This is a genomic window from Paenibacillus albidus (genome assembly GCF_014644435.1).
In the GTDB taxonomy this organism is placed as follows: Bacteria; Bacillota; Bacilli; order Paenibacillales; family Paenibacillaceae; genus Paenibacillus_AQ; species Paenibacillus_AQ albidus.
In genome coordinates this window covers 1-16,354 of record NZ_BMKR01000020.1, presented here as the reverse complement: position 1 = coordinate 16,354, position 16,354 = coordinate 1, and the positions used below count along the sequence as shown (strand labels likewise).

The 16,354-nt window shown below is 49.0% G+C and carries 16 protein-coding genes; 7 read left to right on the top strand and 9 right to left on the bottom strand.

Translation table 11 applies throughout. The features are described from left to right. Nucleotides 1-517: 517 nt before the first annotated feature. The 3 genes from IEY53_RS20790 to IEY53_RS20780 all read right to left on the bottom strand — a co-directional run bounded on the left by IEY53_RS20790 (nucleotide 518) and on the right by IEY53_RS20780 (nucleotide 5,253). Nucleotides 518-1,729 (bottom strand): chromate transporter, encoded by a 1,212-nt coding sequence (locus tag IEY53_RS20790; protein ID WP_189028393.1) that lies wholly within the window; start codon nucleotides 1,727-1,729, stop codon nucleotides 518-520. Nucleotides 1,730-1,848: 119 nt separating this feature from the next. Then, complete coding sequence (locus tag IEY53_RS20785) at nucleotides 1,849-2,763, bottom strand: MerR family transcriptional regulator (protein ID WP_189028391.1); 915 nt, start codon at nucleotides 2,761-2,763, stop codon at nucleotides 1,849-1,851. A gap of 372 nt (nucleotides 2,764-3,135) precedes the next feature. Beyond that, nucleotides 3,136-5,253, bottom strand: a complete 2,118-nt coding sequence (locus tag IEY53_RS20780) for a methyl-accepting chemotaxis protein (protein WP_189028388.1) — start codon at nucleotides 5,251-5,253, stop codon at nucleotides 3,136-3,138. Nucleotides 5,254-5,416: 163 nt separating this feature from the next. On the opposite strand from IEY53_RS20780, the gene tlp reads away from it, so the two are divergent. After that, the gene (tlp, locus tag IEY53_RS20775; RefSeq protein ID WP_189028386.1) at nucleotides 5,417-5,641 is read left to right on the top strand and encodes a small acid-soluble spore protein Tlp; all 225 of its coding nucleotides are present in this window, start codon (nucleotides 5,417-5,419) and stop codon (nucleotides 5,639-5,641) included. A gap of 73 nt (nucleotides 5,642-5,714) precedes the next feature. On the opposite strand, the gene IEY53_RS20770 is transcribed toward tlp, so the two are convergent. Beyond that, nucleotides 5,715-6,107, bottom strand: a complete 393-nt coding sequence (locus tag IEY53_RS20770) for a tetratricopeptide repeat protein (RefSeq protein ID WP_189028384.1) — start codon at nucleotides 6,105-6,107, stop codon at nucleotides 5,715-5,717. 66 nt (nucleotides 6,108-6,173) lie between these two features. Beyond that, entirely contained in the window at nucleotides 6,174-6,335 is a 162-nt protein-coding gene (locus tag IEY53_RS20765; RefSeq protein ID WP_189028382.1) for a hypothetical protein, read from the bottom strand. Between the two features lie 401 nt (nucleotides 6,336-6,736). Between IEY53_RS20765 and IEY53_RS20760 the strand changes: the two genes are divergently transcribed. Continuing rightward, nucleotides 6,737-7,531, top strand: coding sequence for an AIM24 family protein (locus tag IEY53_RS20760; protein WP_189028380.1), 795 nt, complete (start codon nucleotides 6,737-6,739; stop codon nucleotides 7,529-7,531). Nucleotides 7,532-7,681: 150 nt separating this feature from the next. Continuing rightward, a complete protein-coding gene (locus tag IEY53_RS20755; protein WP_189028379.1) occupies nucleotides 7,682-8,311 on the top strand; it encodes a LysE family translocator in 630 nt (209 codons plus the stop codon). Nucleotides 8,312-8,380: 69 nt separating this feature from the next. On the opposite strand, the gene hprK is transcribed toward IEY53_RS20755, so the two are convergent. Then, complete coding sequence (gene hprK, locus IEY53_RS20750) at nucleotides 8,381-9,298, bottom strand: HPr(Ser) kinase/phosphatase (protein ID WP_189028377.1); 918 nt, start codon at nucleotides 9,296-9,298, stop codon at nucleotides 8,381-8,383. 231 nt (nucleotides 9,299-9,529) lie between these two features. On the opposite strand from hprK, the gene IEY53_RS20745 reads away from it, so the two are divergent. Both IEY53_RS20745 and IEY53_RS20740 read left to right on the top strand, forming a co-directional pair. Then, nucleotides 9,530-10,108, top strand: coding sequence for a class I SAM-dependent methyltransferase (locus tag IEY53_RS20745; RefSeq protein WP_189028375.1), 579 nt, complete (start codon nucleotides 9,530-9,532; stop codon nucleotides 10,106-10,108). Nucleotides 10,109-10,136: 28 nt separating this feature from the next. Continuing rightward, nucleotides 10,137-11,009 (top strand): GNAT family N-acetyltransferase, encoded by an 873-nt coding sequence (locus tag IEY53_RS20740; protein WP_189028373.1) that lies wholly within the window; start codon nucleotides 10,137-10,139, stop codon nucleotides 11,007-11,009. Between the two features lie 78 nt (nucleotides 11,010-11,087). Here IEY53_RS20740 and IEY53_RS20735 read toward each other — a convergent pair whose 3' ends face one another. The 3 genes from IEY53_RS20735 to IEY53_RS20725 form a co-directional block, all read right to left on the bottom strand. After that, on the bottom strand, nucleotides 11,088-12,656 hold the full coding sequence (locus tag IEY53_RS20735) for an ABC transporter permease (protein WP_229696263.1): 1,569 nt from the start codon (nucleotides 12,654-12,656) through the stop codon (nucleotides 11,088-11,090). A 23-nt stretch (nucleotides 12,657-12,679) separates the two neighbouring features. Next, on the bottom strand, nucleotides 12,680-13,564 hold the full coding sequence (locus IEY53_RS20730; protein ID WP_189028369.1) for an ABC transporter ATP-binding protein: 885 nt from the start codon (nucleotides 13,562-13,564) through the stop codon (nucleotides 12,680-12,682). Nucleotides 13,565-13,763: 199 nt separating this feature from the next. Further along, nucleotides 13,764-14,051, bottom strand: a complete 288-nt coding sequence (locus tag IEY53_RS20725; RefSeq protein WP_189028367.1) for an alpha/beta-type small acid-soluble spore protein — start codon at nucleotides 14,049-14,051, stop codon at nucleotides 13,764-13,766. Nucleotides 14,052-14,303: 252 nt separating this feature from the next. Here IEY53_RS20725 and IEY53_RS20720 point away from each other — a divergent pair, with 252 nt between their 5' ends. Then, a complete protein-coding gene (locus tag IEY53_RS20720) occupies nucleotides 14,304-15,128 on the top strand; it encodes a MerR family transcriptional regulator (protein WP_189028365.1) in 825 nt (274 codons plus the stop codon). Between the two features lie 32 nt (nucleotides 15,129-15,160). Beyond that, on the top strand, nucleotides 15,161-16,183 hold the full coding sequence (locus tag IEY53_RS20715; RefSeq protein ID WP_189028363.1) for a serine hydrolase domain-containing protein: 1,023 nt from the start codon (nucleotides 15,161-15,163) through the stop codon (nucleotides 16,181-16,183). The last annotated feature ends 171 nt before the right edge of the window (nucleotides 16,184-16,354 follow it).

The window sequence follows — 16,354 nt, the reverse complement described above, 5'->3', positions numbered from 1 at the left end:
GGGCGGAAAGAGAGGCATTTTTGCCTCTCATGGGGCGCCCGGCGCGGCTTTAGGCCGAAAGAGAGGCATTTTTGCCTCTCGTGGGGCGCCCAGCGCGGCTTTGGGCCGAAAGAGAGGCATTTTTGCCTCTCGTGGGGCGCCCAGCGCGGCTTTGGGCCGAAAGAGAGGCATTTTTGCCTCTCGTGGGGTGACCGGCGCGGATTTGGGCCGAAAGAGAGGCATTTTTGCCTCTCGTGGGGCGCCCGGCGCGGATTTGGGACGCATCTCTTCCTCCCGGCCAACTGTAGAACAACCGGGACTCCCGTAGATTCCAGCTTCGAGAGCTGGAAAAATTGCGAGGGCGAGCAGCTTACCCTCGCCCATAATCGGCTGAAACAAGCCGCCGATGACCAAAAATGAAAGAGCAGCGATTCTCCGGGTAACGGGAGCTTCGCTGCTCTGCTGCTTTTGGCAGGGATTAAACAGGACAAGACGGTCTTATCCAGTAGAACAGAAAGGTTACTTATGAGAAAGCCACTTACCCCAGGAGCATCCCTCCCGCAGCACCGGCAAGTACCACCATCCAGGGCGGAAGCTTCCAAAAGACCAGCAACACAAACAAAATCAGCGCCAGCGAAAAATCCAGCGGGCCCAGAATAGCGGTAGTCCACAGCGGATCATAAAGCGCCGCCAGCAGGATACCGACCACCGCCGCATTGATCCCCATAAGTGCCCCCTGAACGGCCGGGCTGCTTCTTAATCCGTTCCAGAATGGCAGGGCACCGACCACCAGCAGAAAAGCCGGCAGGAAAATGGCCAGTGTAGCAACGGCTGCTCCCGGCAATCCTCCAGCCATGGCTCCAAGGTACCCTGCAAAGGTGAACAATGGCCCCGGGACAGCTTGTGTGGCCCCGTAACCTGCGAGGAAATCCTCCCCGCTAACCCATCCTGCCGGAACAACCTCTCGTTCCAGGAGCGGAAGGACCACATGCCCTCCGCCAAATACCAAAGATCCCGAGCGGTAAAAGCTGTCAAACAGCGCCAGCCCGCCGCCTGCCTCCCCCGCAGATCTGAGAAGCGGGAGGGCGATAAGCAGAACGGCAAACAGGATCAGCGAGCAGACAGCAAAGGTCCGGCTAATGGCAATGTGGAGCGCCGGCCCGGGTTCTGCCGTTTTCTTCCGATATAACCACCAACCTACCGCACCAGCAGCTATAATGAGCAGAACTTGGCTGTAGGCTGTATGCCATGTCAACGATATCACTGCGGCAGCAACGGCGATAGTTGCTCTGGTCCGGTCAGGAGCCAGCTTCTGGCCCATGCCCAGGATGGCCTGGGCCACAATGGCTACAGCGACGATCTTCAGTCCATGAATCCAGCCTGCGCCCGCAACATCATACCCCTGAAGCAGGAAGGCAAAAGCCACCAAAGCTATCACAGAGGGCAAAGTGAAGCCGATCCAGGCCACCAGACCTCCAAGCAGCCCTGCTCTTACAGCCCCAATTCCAATGCCAACCTGGCTGCTGGCCGGTCCGGGAAGGAACTGGCAGAGCGCTACCAAGTCGGCATAGCTTTGTTCATCCATCCATTTCCGGCGGCGGACATACTCATTATGGAAGTATCCCAAATGTGCCACTGGCCCTCCAAAGGAGGTGAGTCCCAGCTTGGTCGAAACTCCCAGTACCTCCAGAAGAGCAGCTATCCGCCCTTTGGGCGTTCCCTGCACTGTCTCTTGCTTGCTGTGTTCCATAGAGGAGCAGCTCCTTTTCTTGATTCTTCTCTTCTCAATATAACTGAACTATGTAAGCTCAATCACCTGATTATATGAATTCGGAGTCAAGAACAGGAGACTGTGGCTCCTCAATAAAGTTATTCCTGAACGGTTGAAGGCCGGCCGGGAGACAGGGCGGACATTTGCGGATAGGCAGCCAGCAGCTTCTCATTGGCTGTACGCAGCTTTTCTTCGTACTGGCTGTAGGCGCAACTTACTATTTTTAGATTGGGGATAAAAATATCGTAATACCCGCTATTTTTTTGAAACTCCATGATCATTTGCTGCATCCTGTATGCAGGGCTTGTGCGAAAGGCCTCGGAGCTGCGGTATTCCAGATAATCCGCCAGCATGGTCTGCTGAGCTTCCAGATAACGGTCAAAGTCACTCAGCATTGCCTCCATATGTTCATCCATCTCCCGTACGTCAGCCTCCTGCAATGAATCGTATACAGCGCTCACATACTTCTCCAGCTCCTCCGGAAACTCCAGAGCCGGGAGATTATCCAAAAACTCCATGATCCGGTTGAAGGCAGCAATCTGCTCCGGGCTCTCTATCTTATCCTCAAGAAACTTTCCGAAATGGATATACAAATATCTTCCATAGTTCCCTGGGAAGGACTGCAACAACTTGTCTTTGATCAGCATATTGTCGTCCAGCAGTTGTTCAATTTCATCAAAAGATTGTTCAATCGCTTCATGGCTTGCCAGCAATACCGCAAGTCCAGCAACCTGGGCTTTCATCTGCCGCAGCTGAAATTCCTTGTTCACCTGAACCTTCTGCAAAGCTTGATGTTTGTCCTCACTCGCCATAATATCCTTAATCTCAGCAACAGTTATACAAAGCCTTCTCAGGATGGTAATCTCCTTCAACTTCTTCACATCGTTATCGTTATATACCCGGTATCCGCTCTGGTTGTATTTAACGTCCAGTAACCCTTGCTGTTCATAATAACTTATGGCTTTTTTGGTTGTTTTACAGCATTTCGAGAGCTCATGTATAAGCAATGCCATCACCTCAGCTTCATTGTGGACCCCTCCCCAAGGGGACAGTCAACCGAAATCCCCAATGAGCGTTTAAATTCAGTTACAATGTTAGTCCCCAGGAAGCTGCGGCAGGGTTCAACACGCTATAAGCCTAGGGCGGAGATCGCTAGAGTGCACTTTATACATCAGGATGGGCAAAAGAAGGCTCGTTTTAGGATTTTAGTGTATTTGGTGCAGCAGGAACCGCAGCATTAGCCGAAAAGTGCCTTATGGCTATCCTTTGAATGTACAAAATACATCATGATGGATGTTTGGGCCTCGTTTTAACCATTCTGAGGTACTATATACATTAGAACACTGTACTAGTGCTGAACATACAATAGCAATCTCCGATTGTCCTTATTCCACAGCCAGTGTAAACCTGGCTAATTCCTCCTGCAGCTTGATGGCATGGCTGCTGAGCGACTCCGAGGACGCCTGCACTTCTTCCATCGATGCCAGCTGTTGTTCGGTAGCTGCGGCCATGGACACGGCTTCCTCCGCCGCTTGCCGGGAGATATTGGTCGAATCGGCGAATGCTGCCGCTACCTGCTCGGTCCCTGCCGATAATTGCTCGGCAGCCGCAGAGACTTCTTCAATTTGGCCGGTAACCTGCTGGATAGCCTCTTTCATCAGCAGAATTTCTTCATCTGCTTGTCTGATCATCATTAACCCCTGCTTGGCTTCGGAGCTGGTCTGTCCCATCGCCTGCTGCACCTGGGCGATTAGGCTGCGGATTTCTTCCACCACACCCGTGATATGCTCTACCGATTGTTTGGACTGGTCTGCCAGTTTCGCCACCTCAGTAGCGACTACGGCAAACCCCCTGCCATATTCTCCGGCCCGCGCAGCTTCAATGTTGGCATTCAAGGAAAGCAACTGAGTCTGGGAAGAAATGTCCATAATAATGGTAGTAAGTTCATCAATTCTTTGTGAACGTTCGTCCAGGGAACGTACGGTATCACTTGAATGTGAAACTGAACTTTGAATCTGCTGCATCTGTTCCACCGCAATCCGGAGTTTACCGGCACCCGAGAGGGCACGGGTGACGGCTGTTGCGGCTCCCTCTACTACTTCCGCAGAAGCTTCCGCAATCCGGTTGATCCCCACGGACATTTCCTGCAGGGCGGTATTGTTCTCGGCTGCACCGGCCTGTTGGAGCTCTGCACCCTCGGCAATCCCGCCTACTGCCAGTGCAATCTGCTGCATCGCCTGCGAGGACTCATTAGAGACCGAACTCAGCTGTTGGGACGACGCGGCCACTTGCTCGGAAATCTCCTGGTTATTCTTCAACAGCCCATTCAAGGATTGCAGAATCACGTTGAAGGAATCGCCTACCAGGCTTAATTCATCTTTTGTTTGAAGCGCTACCCTGCGGCTCAGATCCCCCGCTGCAATCCGTTCAGCTTCGCGTTGCAACTCCCTGATCGTCATAATTACATTGGAATAGAAGGCCAGGAATACCGCCGTTACCAGCAGAAGGGTCACTGCAAGCATCAGGAGCATCGTGAGCCGTTCGGTTGAAAGGGAATCCACACGTTCATTTAAGAGCCGGTCAAGCTCCTTCACTGTGCCGGTGAACAGAACATTTGCCTTCTCCAGAGTGGCGGTTCCTTTGGCAAAAAAATCCTCCGGCTTCATGGTTAAGGATGTTGACCGAATCAACTGTGCATCCATGATCTTCAGATAATCCCTGATGGCACCCGTGGCATCTGTCCCTAAACCCTGAACCGATTCTGCCAAGGATGAGTTATAACCAATCGCCTTGGATAACGCCTTTTCTAAATTTAATATGTTATTCTCGATCTTATCCTTATAGAGCATTAAGTTGACCTGCTCATCACGGGTTAATTGCTTCCGCGCCAGAATGCCGTTTCCCTGGCCCCGTGACCGGGCAGTGTATTCCATTATACCGGGAAGCTGTTTAGACATGACCTCGTTCAGGTAAAACGTGTCAATTTGAGGGTCCAAAGTCAGCCCCGAGTTATCGGCTGCCAAGGTGAGCAGCTCCAGCATTTTTTCTATTAATGCAGTATGTCTCTCAAAACTGTCAGTAGGGGTGAGTGTCAGTGTTTCTTTTTCCAGCACACTCCAATCCTTCTTCAGTTCTTCCCAGGTCTCATTGGCAGATACCACATCCCCATGTTCTATTTGAATCTTGTCGATCATAGCGATACTTCCTGCAAGCTCCTGTTTGACGGTCTTGAGCCGGGCCTCAGAGGCGGTCTCCCCATTCAAAATGCTGTTAGCCAGACCACGGTGCTGCTGTAGCTGCAACATATAGGGCATCAGGGCTTCAATGTATTTCACGCCTTCTGTTTCCTTCTGGGCGAACCGGATTTCCTCCCCTAAATTGCGCAGCCAGATTGTTAATAGAAAAACGAGCGGAAACAAGAACAAAATACTGAGCAGGATAAACTTCTGACGGTACTTCATTCTGGAAATCAGGTGTGTCACTGGTGTAATTAATTTATGCATCGCCCATACCCTCCGGAATCTGTCTTGTTGCTATGCAGCAACAGTATTATCTATATCGGCAGAAGAGGGGCAGAATTTATTCATGCATAAAATCGCCCGGCAGCGTTCAGGCTAAGAGTCAGCGCTCTCCTGAGCGAACTTGACATCTGGAGGTGAAACACCAATGGCTAAACCGGATAACCGGGCCGATAATGTTGAGCATTTACAGCAAAACATTCAGAATACTCAGCGAAATTTATTTGAAGCCGAAGACTATTTGAACGAATTCTCCTCTGAAATCAGCACGGAGGAGCGCAACCAGATCGAAGAGAAAAATGAACGCCGCAAACAAAGTATTAGAGGGTTCCGTGCAGAAGTGAAAGACGAAGCAGCTCACGCCGAGGAATAGATAACAAAGAAAGGCGGCCAGCTCCGAATGGAGTTTGGCCGCCTTGTGTCTATAGATATTCCCGACAGGGGGACTAGCTGTCGGAATCTTCGGCAGAAGCTACGGCAGGAGCGCTGGCCGCCTCATTCCGGCTCCACTCCAGAAAGGTTAGCGTATCTTCATCCTCCGGATCCAGTTTGTGCGCCATTTCAAACGCTTTGATCGCCTCGTCCAGACGGTCCAGATAATAATAGGCATACCCTACACGGAAATGCCACAGCGGATCCTCTTTGCTCTGTTCGGCTATCTTCTTGAACCACTTCAACGCCTCTTCGTAACGTCCCAGATTATTTAGGGCTCTCCCCAAATGTACAGCAAGCTCATCATCGATCAATATTGTAGGAACTTCTTTAATCCGATCAACGATTTGCTGGTACTCATCTTCTTCATGCCAAGCATTCAGCTGGGCGATAAGCTCATCTCTCATGACTCTGCCTCCCGGTTAATAGGTCAATTCTCACTTAGAATTACTTTATCACTTCGGGCGGAAGGATCACAATGCTTTAATCCATTTCCCAACCCGCCAGCATTCATCCATCCCCGACTCGTTCATTTCAACCCGCTCCGGGTTCAGGTGCAGACCCTGCCGCTTCGCCGCGGCTAACAGTTCATATTTTACATTCAGATCATCACTCGATTCTTTTGGTGTTGTCATCTGACATTCTCCTTTTCGGCCTAAAATATAAAAAACACAGACATTCTAATGTCTGTGCAGCCATAATCGAATCAAGCAATGCCTGAATATCCGCAAAATACTCATCCCTTGAGGTATAAGGAAAGACCACTCTCTTAGCGGAGAGCGTCACACTTTAGTTGCGGTTAGATTTGAAATAGGCAAACTTATCCCGGGGTTACTCTGCACAAGTTTATCACACATAACCTTCCAATAGGTAAGATTCTCCTATTTTACCATGTACGGCTTTGCAGCGGCAACTTTGGAACTGACCAGACGGCAGCAGTAGCAAGGAATCTGCCTTTTTTTGTCGAATACCTATCCCTTGAAGGAATGTCTGTACATCTCGACAATAATACCTGGCACAGGAGGAATGAAACATCATGGCTTTCACGATCAATAATCTTAAGGATAACAGCAACGTTGTGGTTAAAGAGCAGCTTGGCGGATTCTCGGTCATTGAGTACAAAGAGGATTTGAGCTGTACCACTTATGCTGAAGCCCAATCCAACTTTTTCATGAGCAAGAGCAACATGCGCAATAAGCAGCTTATGATCGAGCTGAACAGCAGTGAGGTTATGCTGAGCGCCGGAGCAATGCAATATATGATCGGCAATATTGAAATGACCTCCGGGGTTAAAGGGGTTGGAGGGTTGATGAGAAATATTATGTCCAGTGCAGTCACCGGGACCAGTGCCATCAAACCACTCTACAAAGGCACGGGAACGATTCTCCTCGAAACCACCTATAATTATTTATGGTTAATTGATGTCGACAACGACCATATTGTTATTGATGACGGCATGTTCCTGGCCTGCGAGTCCACGCTTGAGGTCGCAGTCACGGCGCGCAAGAACCTTTCCTCTGCCGCATTGGGCGGAGAAGGACTGTTTAATCTGAGTGCCAAAGGGAAAGGCATCCTTGCCCTGGAAGCGCCGATTCCTTCCGAAGAAGCAGTGGTCATCGAACTGCAGAATGATGTGCTGAAGGTCGACGGGAATTTTGCGTTGATGTGGTCCAATTCGCTTGACTTTACTGTCGAAAAGTCCGGAAAAACCCGTATGGGCTCTGCGGCTTCGGGGGAAGGGCTGGTTAACGTCTACCGGGGAACCGGTATGGTATGGCTGGCACCGCTTATGTCATACAAAAACAGCATTTTCCAACCCACGAACGCATAATCAAGCGCAACCCACTGTCATTTCCGCAAAAACAAGGAGCAGGCCGCCCAGGCGGTCTGCTCCTCCTGTGAGGAAGGACACTTACTTAGCAGAACCTGCCCCTTCGTGAACGTTTGGGAAGCAAATCAAATAACAGGAGCTGAAAGTGAAATGGAGATAATGTCTATTCTGGCCTTTCTGGGCACTGCTGTACTGCTCACCTTAATGCCTGGGCCTGATAATCTGTTCGTGCTTGCACAAAGCATCGCACAAGGAAAAAAAGCCGGCATCGCCACTACCTTCGGGCTGTGCACCGGACTTTTGGTACATATAACGGCTGCGACACTGGGAATCTCGGCATTGATCTATCAGTCCGCTTTGGCCTTTACCCTTGTTAAATATGCAGGAGCCTGTTATTTGCTGTTCCTGGCCTACAAGTCTTTTAAGGCAAAAGATTCGGAGCTGACCGTTGACCGGCAGGAATCACAATCCATTGACCTCCTGTCCCTATACCGGAAAGGGATTCTGATGAATATTCTAAACCCCAAGGTGTCCTTGTTTTTTCTTGCCCTGCTGCCTCCGTTCGTCAACCAATCCGCAGGTCATGTTTCCTTGCAAATGCTTCTGCTCGGTGTGGTTTTCCTGCTTCAGGCTCTCGTTATTTTCTTTGCGATCAGTGTTTTCTCGGGTAAAGTCCGCGTGATCTTACTGAAGAATCCACGTGTATCCCGGAAAATCAATCTGATTCAAGGCACACTTCTGGGCATTATCGGCTTAAAGGTGGCCTTTAGCGGCAAGTAAGAGGACGCCCATGCGGAAATATGGGTTGCATCTTTGTAATTGCTAGGCACATCATAACTTCTTTTGAATTCAGCACTGCATTCCGTCTTCTATCCGCTTCATGAACTCTTCAGCGGCGCTGTAGCCGAGCTGCTTGAGATACCAATTATTGGCGGCTGCCTCGATCAGGCCGGCTACATCACGTCCCGGCTGAAGCTGGACCTCGATATGCGGAATTTGGACGCCGAGATAGTCCGTGAACTGGGGCACCACCTCCAGCTCATTGTTCAGCGAATTTTCCTGCCATGGAGCCAGCTCGATATCGAGCACAATTCGTGTCTCATCCTGAAAAGCCCTGCGCCCGTATTGGCGTACAACATTGATCAGGCCGATGCTGCGCAGCGCCAGGAACTCGCGTGTGGTCTCGTTATGTGTCCCGAGCAGTGTCGCCGGCCCCAGCTTTTTCAATACCACGATATCGTCGGCCACGAACCGGTGGCCTCTTCTGATGAGCGTGTGGGCCGTCTCGCTTTTACCAATCCCCGACTTGCCCCTGAGCAGGATGCCTATGCCTGATACGTTCACGCATACTCCATGAATCGACAGCTCCGGCGCCAGCGTCTTCACCAGATAACTATCCAGCTTGGCAATGAACTCCGTCGTCGTATCTGCAGTCCGCAGCAGCGGAATCCCCTCTTGATCACAGAACAGCGTCAGATAAGGAATCTCTTGCTGGCCTGTCGTTACAATAAAACACGGCGGATGATATTTAACGATATTCCCGATATGCAGCATGCGTTCCTCTACGCTTAGCGTCAATAAATAGGTGATCTCCTTACGGCCAAGTACCTGTACCCGTTCCATTGGAAAAAAGTCAAAATAACCTACAAACTCCAGCCCCGGTCTGTGTGTCCGCGGGCGGGTAATCGCACGGTCCATGCGGCTGGCTCCGGCCAGCACTTCCAAATGGAACGTTTCCGTAAGGCTTTGCACGGTGATGGATTTCATGTTGTTCTCCTCCTGCGGCTAGGGCATATGCAAAATACGCCTATAGTTCAGTAATCTGCTTTCCGATATATTCAACGATCCCCGGCAATAATCCTGCAAACAACAGGTTGCTTTCGTTCTTTGGCCGAATCAAACATCGGCTGTCTGCTCAACAATTTATTTTGCGGGATAATGCTATATAATTCTCTTAGACGGTCTATATAATAACAGCAAGCTAACAAGGAGGTAGGTATGCCCGTCATAGAAAGGATTGCGTGGATTACTGCACTTGCAGTGCTGTTATCTGTAATGTGGATCGTGGTCACCAGCTGGAAAAATGGAATATCGCCCATGCCCTCCTCCAAGGCTGTACGGCTGGCGGTGGCCGGGGAGGTAAACCGGATTACGGGATACGGCAATATAATTGAGGCGGGTTCGGGCTGGGGAACACTGGGGCTGGATCTGATTCGCCGTTGTCCAGGCAAAAGGCTGACTGGCCTTGAGAACTCAAGCCTTCCCTTGTGGTTCTCGCAATTGCTTGTGGTACTGTTTACCCGCTTCCTTCCAGCACCCGGCAAAGGGGCGGCTCTGCGTAACAGGGTTTGTTTCAGGCGGGGAGACATTTACCAAAGCTTTTACGGCGATGCCGACATTGTACTTTGTTATTTGTTCCCTGGAGCGATGGAACGGCTGGCGGAGAAATTCAAGCAGGAGCTGCCGCGCGGGGCAGTGGTGATCAGCATCTGTTTTGCCCTTCCTGGCAGGTTGCCTGTCCGCACCATAACCTGTAGGGATAATCTGCGGACCAAGGTCTACGTGTATACCTTCTAGCGAAGATTCTTTTATAAGGGGACATTCAATGAAACATTATCATTTCACTAAACTGACTGATTATTCAATTCATCAGATGGATCAAATCCGAAGGTTGGAACAATTATGCAAGGATTACGACGAATCCAGTCTGAGAGTTGGCGTAGAAAGTATTAAGGAACAGGGGGGAGACGAGGCCTTTCTTTGTTCATTAGATGATCAATTAATTGGTTTTCTTAGCTGGTATACATCGGATGGAACAGAGGCTAATATCAACGCCATGGTTCATCCCGCTTACCGGAGGCAAGGAATATTCCGGAATTTATTGAACAATGCGGTTGTAGAGATGAACATTAAGGGTATTACAACTTGTCGTATTAGAGTCCCCTCCAACTCCAAGCCCGGGATGGATTATCTTAATCATATAGGGGCCAGCTTTAGCTCATCGCAATTTACTATGTATTTTGTTCTGCCTCCGTCTCACGAAGCGACTAACTCTGGCTTGGTTTTACGGCCCGTAGAAGCTCATGATTTTGACTTTATGGTTAAATGTTCATCCCAGGCTTTTGGAGATTCAGAGGTTTGGACGAGGAATTACTTCAAGAACACAAACGAACCGGAGCGGCATACTTACATTGCTATGGACGGTTTGAGCCCCATAGGCATGATTAGAGTTAATCATCTCCAGGATGACACAGCGGTTATTCATGACTTTTGTGTGATTCCATCCTGTCAAGGTAGAGGATATGGCCGTGAAATTCTTGTTCGTTTAGTTAATTCCCTGCTTACCCGGGACTATTCCAGGATTCGCTTAAGTGTGGTCACTAAAAATAGACGTGCGTTGACTCTGTACCAGTCCGTAGGATTTGAGGTTACTGCTGAGTCGAATTATTACGTAAGGAAGATCGATGACATAGTCTAAACTTCGCCCTCCCGCTATTCGAAATAAGCCCCAAGCCTTGAATTGCTGAAGGGCCATTATGGCGGGAGGTTGCTTACGTCAATGATACCTTTTTATCTGATGCACTCTTCCTAGTAGAGCTATTATCAGCAGAATAATGGTCACTGGCAGATAATAAAGGAATACCCCCTGCTCAAGCGATTGCGTCGAGGCTCCCATAAAATCCACAACCCCCCATTTGTTCAATGGGCCCAAATACCACATTAACATGTAGATCAATTGAAACAGCTTGCCATTTCCAGTCCACATGCCTAAAGCTGCAGCCAGCGTGGGAATGAATAATCCGCCTACGGCCATGGCTGCCAATCTCTCCCCTTCTCCCGTGACCGCAAAATGAACCATGGCTCCGCTGCCCGTCAAATAAGCAACAATAACGCCACCCAGCCACAAGACAATAAATTGATTCCTAACCGGGTGCATGGCCGTAAAAATCAGTTGATGGGTACGGTAAGAGGTTTCATTCGTGCCCATTGCCGACCAAATGAGCACAGGCCACAACCAGGTGAACGGCAGAACAACCTCTGTTACGATTCCCACTGGCAAAACAAGCCCCAGGATGATCAAGATCAATGCGATTAAATACCACCACAAAGGCAGCCCTTTGAGCATAAGGCGCAGCTCCATAAGTAAAGTTAAGGCAGGTCTGGACCGACCAGGGCTGTGCGTATAGGGGGTCAGCTTGATTGTGGCCTCATTCCCAACAATTACAGGCTGAGCCATCGGTTCCTCTTTAGCAGCCTTCCTGGCTCTGGCCTTTTTGCTTGCGGGAGCCGCACGCATTAGATCAAACCGGTGAAAGAAAAGTGAGGCCAACGCCGCAATGACTAGTGCTGCTGCCAACCAACTGTAGCGTTCCAGGAACATCCCTATTGTCCAGGGTATGCCGTTCCAATCGTAGGTTACAAGCTCTCCTTTTAGCGGACTTATCCCCGAAATATGATGTCCTTGATGCTGGGGGGACCTTTCAACTGCCTGGCTCGACAGCTGTTTAAGAATCGGAGAAAGCCCGAGCACGTCCTCGCTGGGGTGGGCCGCTGCAGTCGATAATTTAATCGAAAAACCCCACAGTATGAAGTACACCAAATTCCCCAAACCCCTGCTTAGGAACGGTACGGATTCAAACAAGATGGCTACTGAAGCTACCAGTGCCATAGTCGGCAAGGTGGAGAATAAGAAGGGCAGCACCAAGTCCGCCACATCAACCGAATAGTCTTCCCCTCTAATCAATTGCATAGCCAGCGCAGATACAATCAGTACAGCAACCATAGACATCAACAATACGAAGTTACTCCACATTTTACCCATAATGTACATCCAGCGGGTAAGCGGGGTTGTTGCAATAATTTGTCCTACCCCCGTCTGAACATCACGCTCTATCGCATTTTTTACGAGAAAAAAGGCGGGAAGGCTCAGCAGCATGGAGGCCAGTGTAGCAATGGCGCTGCCGACCCAGGCGGAGTTATAAATTCCACGAATACCGTTTAACGATAAGGTTAAATAACGCTCATCGCTCGCAGGCAGGAATTTGAACACAATAAATATGGAGATAAGCACGGTTATAAAAAAGCTATATCGGCGAACCCGCTCCAGATAATCGGCTTTCATCATATGAAATAGAATCCGCAGCGATGTCATACGGTTGCCAACTGTTTATGTGCGGAAATGAAATACAAATAGGCATCTTCCAAAGTCGGATTCACCAAGCGGCTTTCTGCCGATGGCTGAGCATCCGCAATAACCCTTATACGCACGCCGTCACTGCCTTGAACGGTGCTGCTTATTAACAATTGATTACGTATTTCCATCCATGCAGGACCCGGCAGGACCCACTCCCACACTTTCCCCACCGCCGCTGCCAATAGTTCGCTTGGAGTTGCCTGGATCACGAGTTTCCCTTGATTGACAATCGCTATATCTGTTGCGGTCGACTCGACATCGGATACAATATGAGTGGATAACATTACAATTCGCTCACCTGACAATTCGGATAAAAGATTGCGGAAACGAATCCGCTCTTCCGGGTCAAGTCCAACCGTCGGCTCGTCGACGATTAACAGCTTGGGATCGTTTAATAACGCCTGAGCGATACCTACACGTTGCTTCATCCCGCCTGAAAGGCTATTCAGCGGTTTCTTGCGTACCTCATAAAGATTCACCAAATGAAGCAGCTCATCAATCCGCTTCCTTGCAATGGCAGGCTCAAGTCCTCTTATCGACGCTAAATATTCCAGGAATTCAACGGCATTCAAATGAGGATATACGCCAAAATCCTGCGGCAAATAACCCAATATTCTTCTTATCGCATTGGGATCTTTGGTAATATCGACGCCATTCCAGCTTATCTTGCCTGCTGTGGGTTTGGTAATGGTAGATAAGATGCGCATCAGTGTTGATTTGCCGGCTCCATTCGGGCCGAGCAGCCCTAGTACACCTGTGCCGATCTGTAAAGATAAGTCACGGAGCCCATAGGAGTCACCCTTATATTTCTTGCTCACACCTTCAATAACCAATTCCATAGATGGCCTCCTGCTCTCCCTTTAATATTCTGTTTGACGTAATCCGGGCAGGGTACACCTGCAATCCCTCTTAATTTATCGGAGGAAGTACAATAAAGTCCGGTTCTCGCCATGCAAATAAAAAATGCCTCCGGCTATAGAGACCGAGACATTTTTGGAAGAACGGTGAAAAAAGATCCCTGCTTGGAATGTGTATTTTTTATGATTTCTCCCTGTTTGCCAGTTGTTCCTGAGCGAGGCGGACCATTTCCCGCACCATGGAACCGCCAATTTTGCCGCCGACATGGCCTACTGCCTCCGTAGTCAGACCGCCATTGTTGCCTGGCTGCAGAGGCACACCAAGCTCCTTGGCCACTTCATATTTCACGTCATCCGGGTGGTTAGGATCAACCGTATACCCTTCACGCTTCATTACTTCCGCTTTGAAGTTCTGCATTCCCTCTGCTACCCCCGGCACCGCATACTTCCTGTTTCTTCTTCTGGCCATCTTGATGCACTCCTTTGCTGTCCTTTCCCCTAACTTGCCCGGAGGCCTAAAGCTTCATCCATTACAAAAAAGCCCAGAGCATTATTACCCTGGGCCTCGGTTTAAGTTATTTATTAGATGTTCTCTTTTGATAAATCAAGACTTTTTTCTCAGGCATGAAATGTTCTTAAAGAAGCACCGATTTTTTCGCAGTGGACTTTACCCTTAGGGCAAGGTGTACAGTAGAATTGATCAATGAATGGAGGTGACCTTTTGCTGTCGATTGGAGAATTCTCGAAGATCTGCAAAGTATCTACAAAGACGCTTCGATATTATGATGAAATTGGATTGATTACTCCTGATGCCATTAATGCTGAGAACGGTTATAGGTATTATTCCATCCGGCAATTCAAAAAGCTGCTCTTTATTAACCGCTTGAAATCCTATGATTTTTCTCTTGAGGAAATCAAGGCCCTTCTGGAGTGGGAAGAGGATCAATCAGAGGAAAAGCTTTATGCTGCCCTCAATCGCAAGCATAGGGAAATACAAGAAAACCTGAATGCTTTACAATATACCCTCAATCAAATGAGCAATGATATTTCCAGTATAGAGAGAGGGGTTCCAATCATGTCCTACCTCGACCATATCGAAGTGCAACTTGTTGAAACGGAGCCCATGAATATCCTTTATACGCGTCAGACCATGAGCAGTGACGAATATGCTATAGGATATGGAAAGTACTTCAGCAGACTATATGAAAAAATGGCTACCGAAAAGCTCACCTTAACGGGTACGCCCATGACCATTTATCACAGCCCTGAATACAATCCTGCCAGTATTAGTATAGAGTTTGCCATCCCGGTAGAAGAGATTGTAACTGGGACGAGAGAAATACCTGGAGGCCTTTGTGCGAAGTCTGTTCTAAAAGGGGCCTATCCGGAATTGACGTCAGTATATGCCAAACTGCGGGAATGGGTGGAACATGAAGAATATGAATTGGTGAGATCACCCTATGAAGTCTATCTGACCGATCCCTATCAAACCGCCGTCCCCGGGGATATGGTTACCGAGGTTTATTTTCCCATAAAGAAAAAATAGTACAAAAAACGTCTTTGGAGGAGAACTCTATAATGCATAGAAACTATTGGCCTACTACAGAATGGCAAGCCGCAGACCCGGCTACCTTGAGAATGGATGCTGAAAAGCTTCGGGAGCTAGAACCTGTGATACAATCCGAGTATAGCAATATCAACGGTATCGTTGTTGTGCGGAATGGATCTATTGCTTACGAAAGGTATTATAATGGGTATGGCCCGGATGATCCGCATCATGTGGCATCTGTCACAAAAAGCATCCTGTCTGCTCTCGTTGGTATTGCCATAGAGGCAGGATATATTACAAACATAGACCAGGAGGTGCTGGATTTTTTCCCCGAATATGTTCCGGATGCTGCTGACAGGTTGAAACGGGAAATCACCCTGCGCCATCTTCTTACGATGACAGCCCCCTATGCATTTGAGGACTGGCACGAACCGCTGGACCAGCTGTGTATGCAAGCAGACTGGGTTAAATATACTCTGGATATGCTAGGCCGAAACGGGAGTGTGGGGACCTTTAAGTATTCCACCGCAGGGGCACACCTGCTTTCAGCCATCATCACCCGCTGCACAGGAACAAGTGCCCGGGAGTTTGCCAACGAACGTTTATTCAAACCCATCGGTATGAAAGACATTCCGGATCATGAAATGAAATCATTTGGGTTTGAAGACTTATTCGGGGAACATGTGAAGGGCTGGGTTAAAGACCCGCACAGTAACTCCACGGGAGGATGGGGCCTTACGCTCAGCCCCCGTGATATGGCACGTTTTGGCTTTCTATATCTGAACCGTGGACTTTGGGACAATAATCAAATTGTTCCCAAAGCCTGGATTGACGAATCGACAACTATGAACCCCAATAAATACGGTTATCTATGGTGGCTAGGCGAAGAGAACGGTGTTGTTGCATACTTAGCCCTGGGCGATGGCGGCAATATCATTTGTTGTGTTCCGGAACAAGACCTGGTCGTAGCCATTGCATCCGAATTCATCATAAAGCCCCGTGACCGGTGGACATTGATCAAGGAACATATTCTTCCGGCTGTAATCGAATAGACTAACCGGCACTCCTTGTTAAACATGAGGTGGACGAGGTTATGCGGTGATAGGGAATACTACCCACTAATTGTGAATGATTGACTCGGGGCGGATTGTTATAGGGAAAACCGGATTAACCCCCTAAATTTGGACACAACCACATTCATTCTTGCAAAATCGCATTAAAGC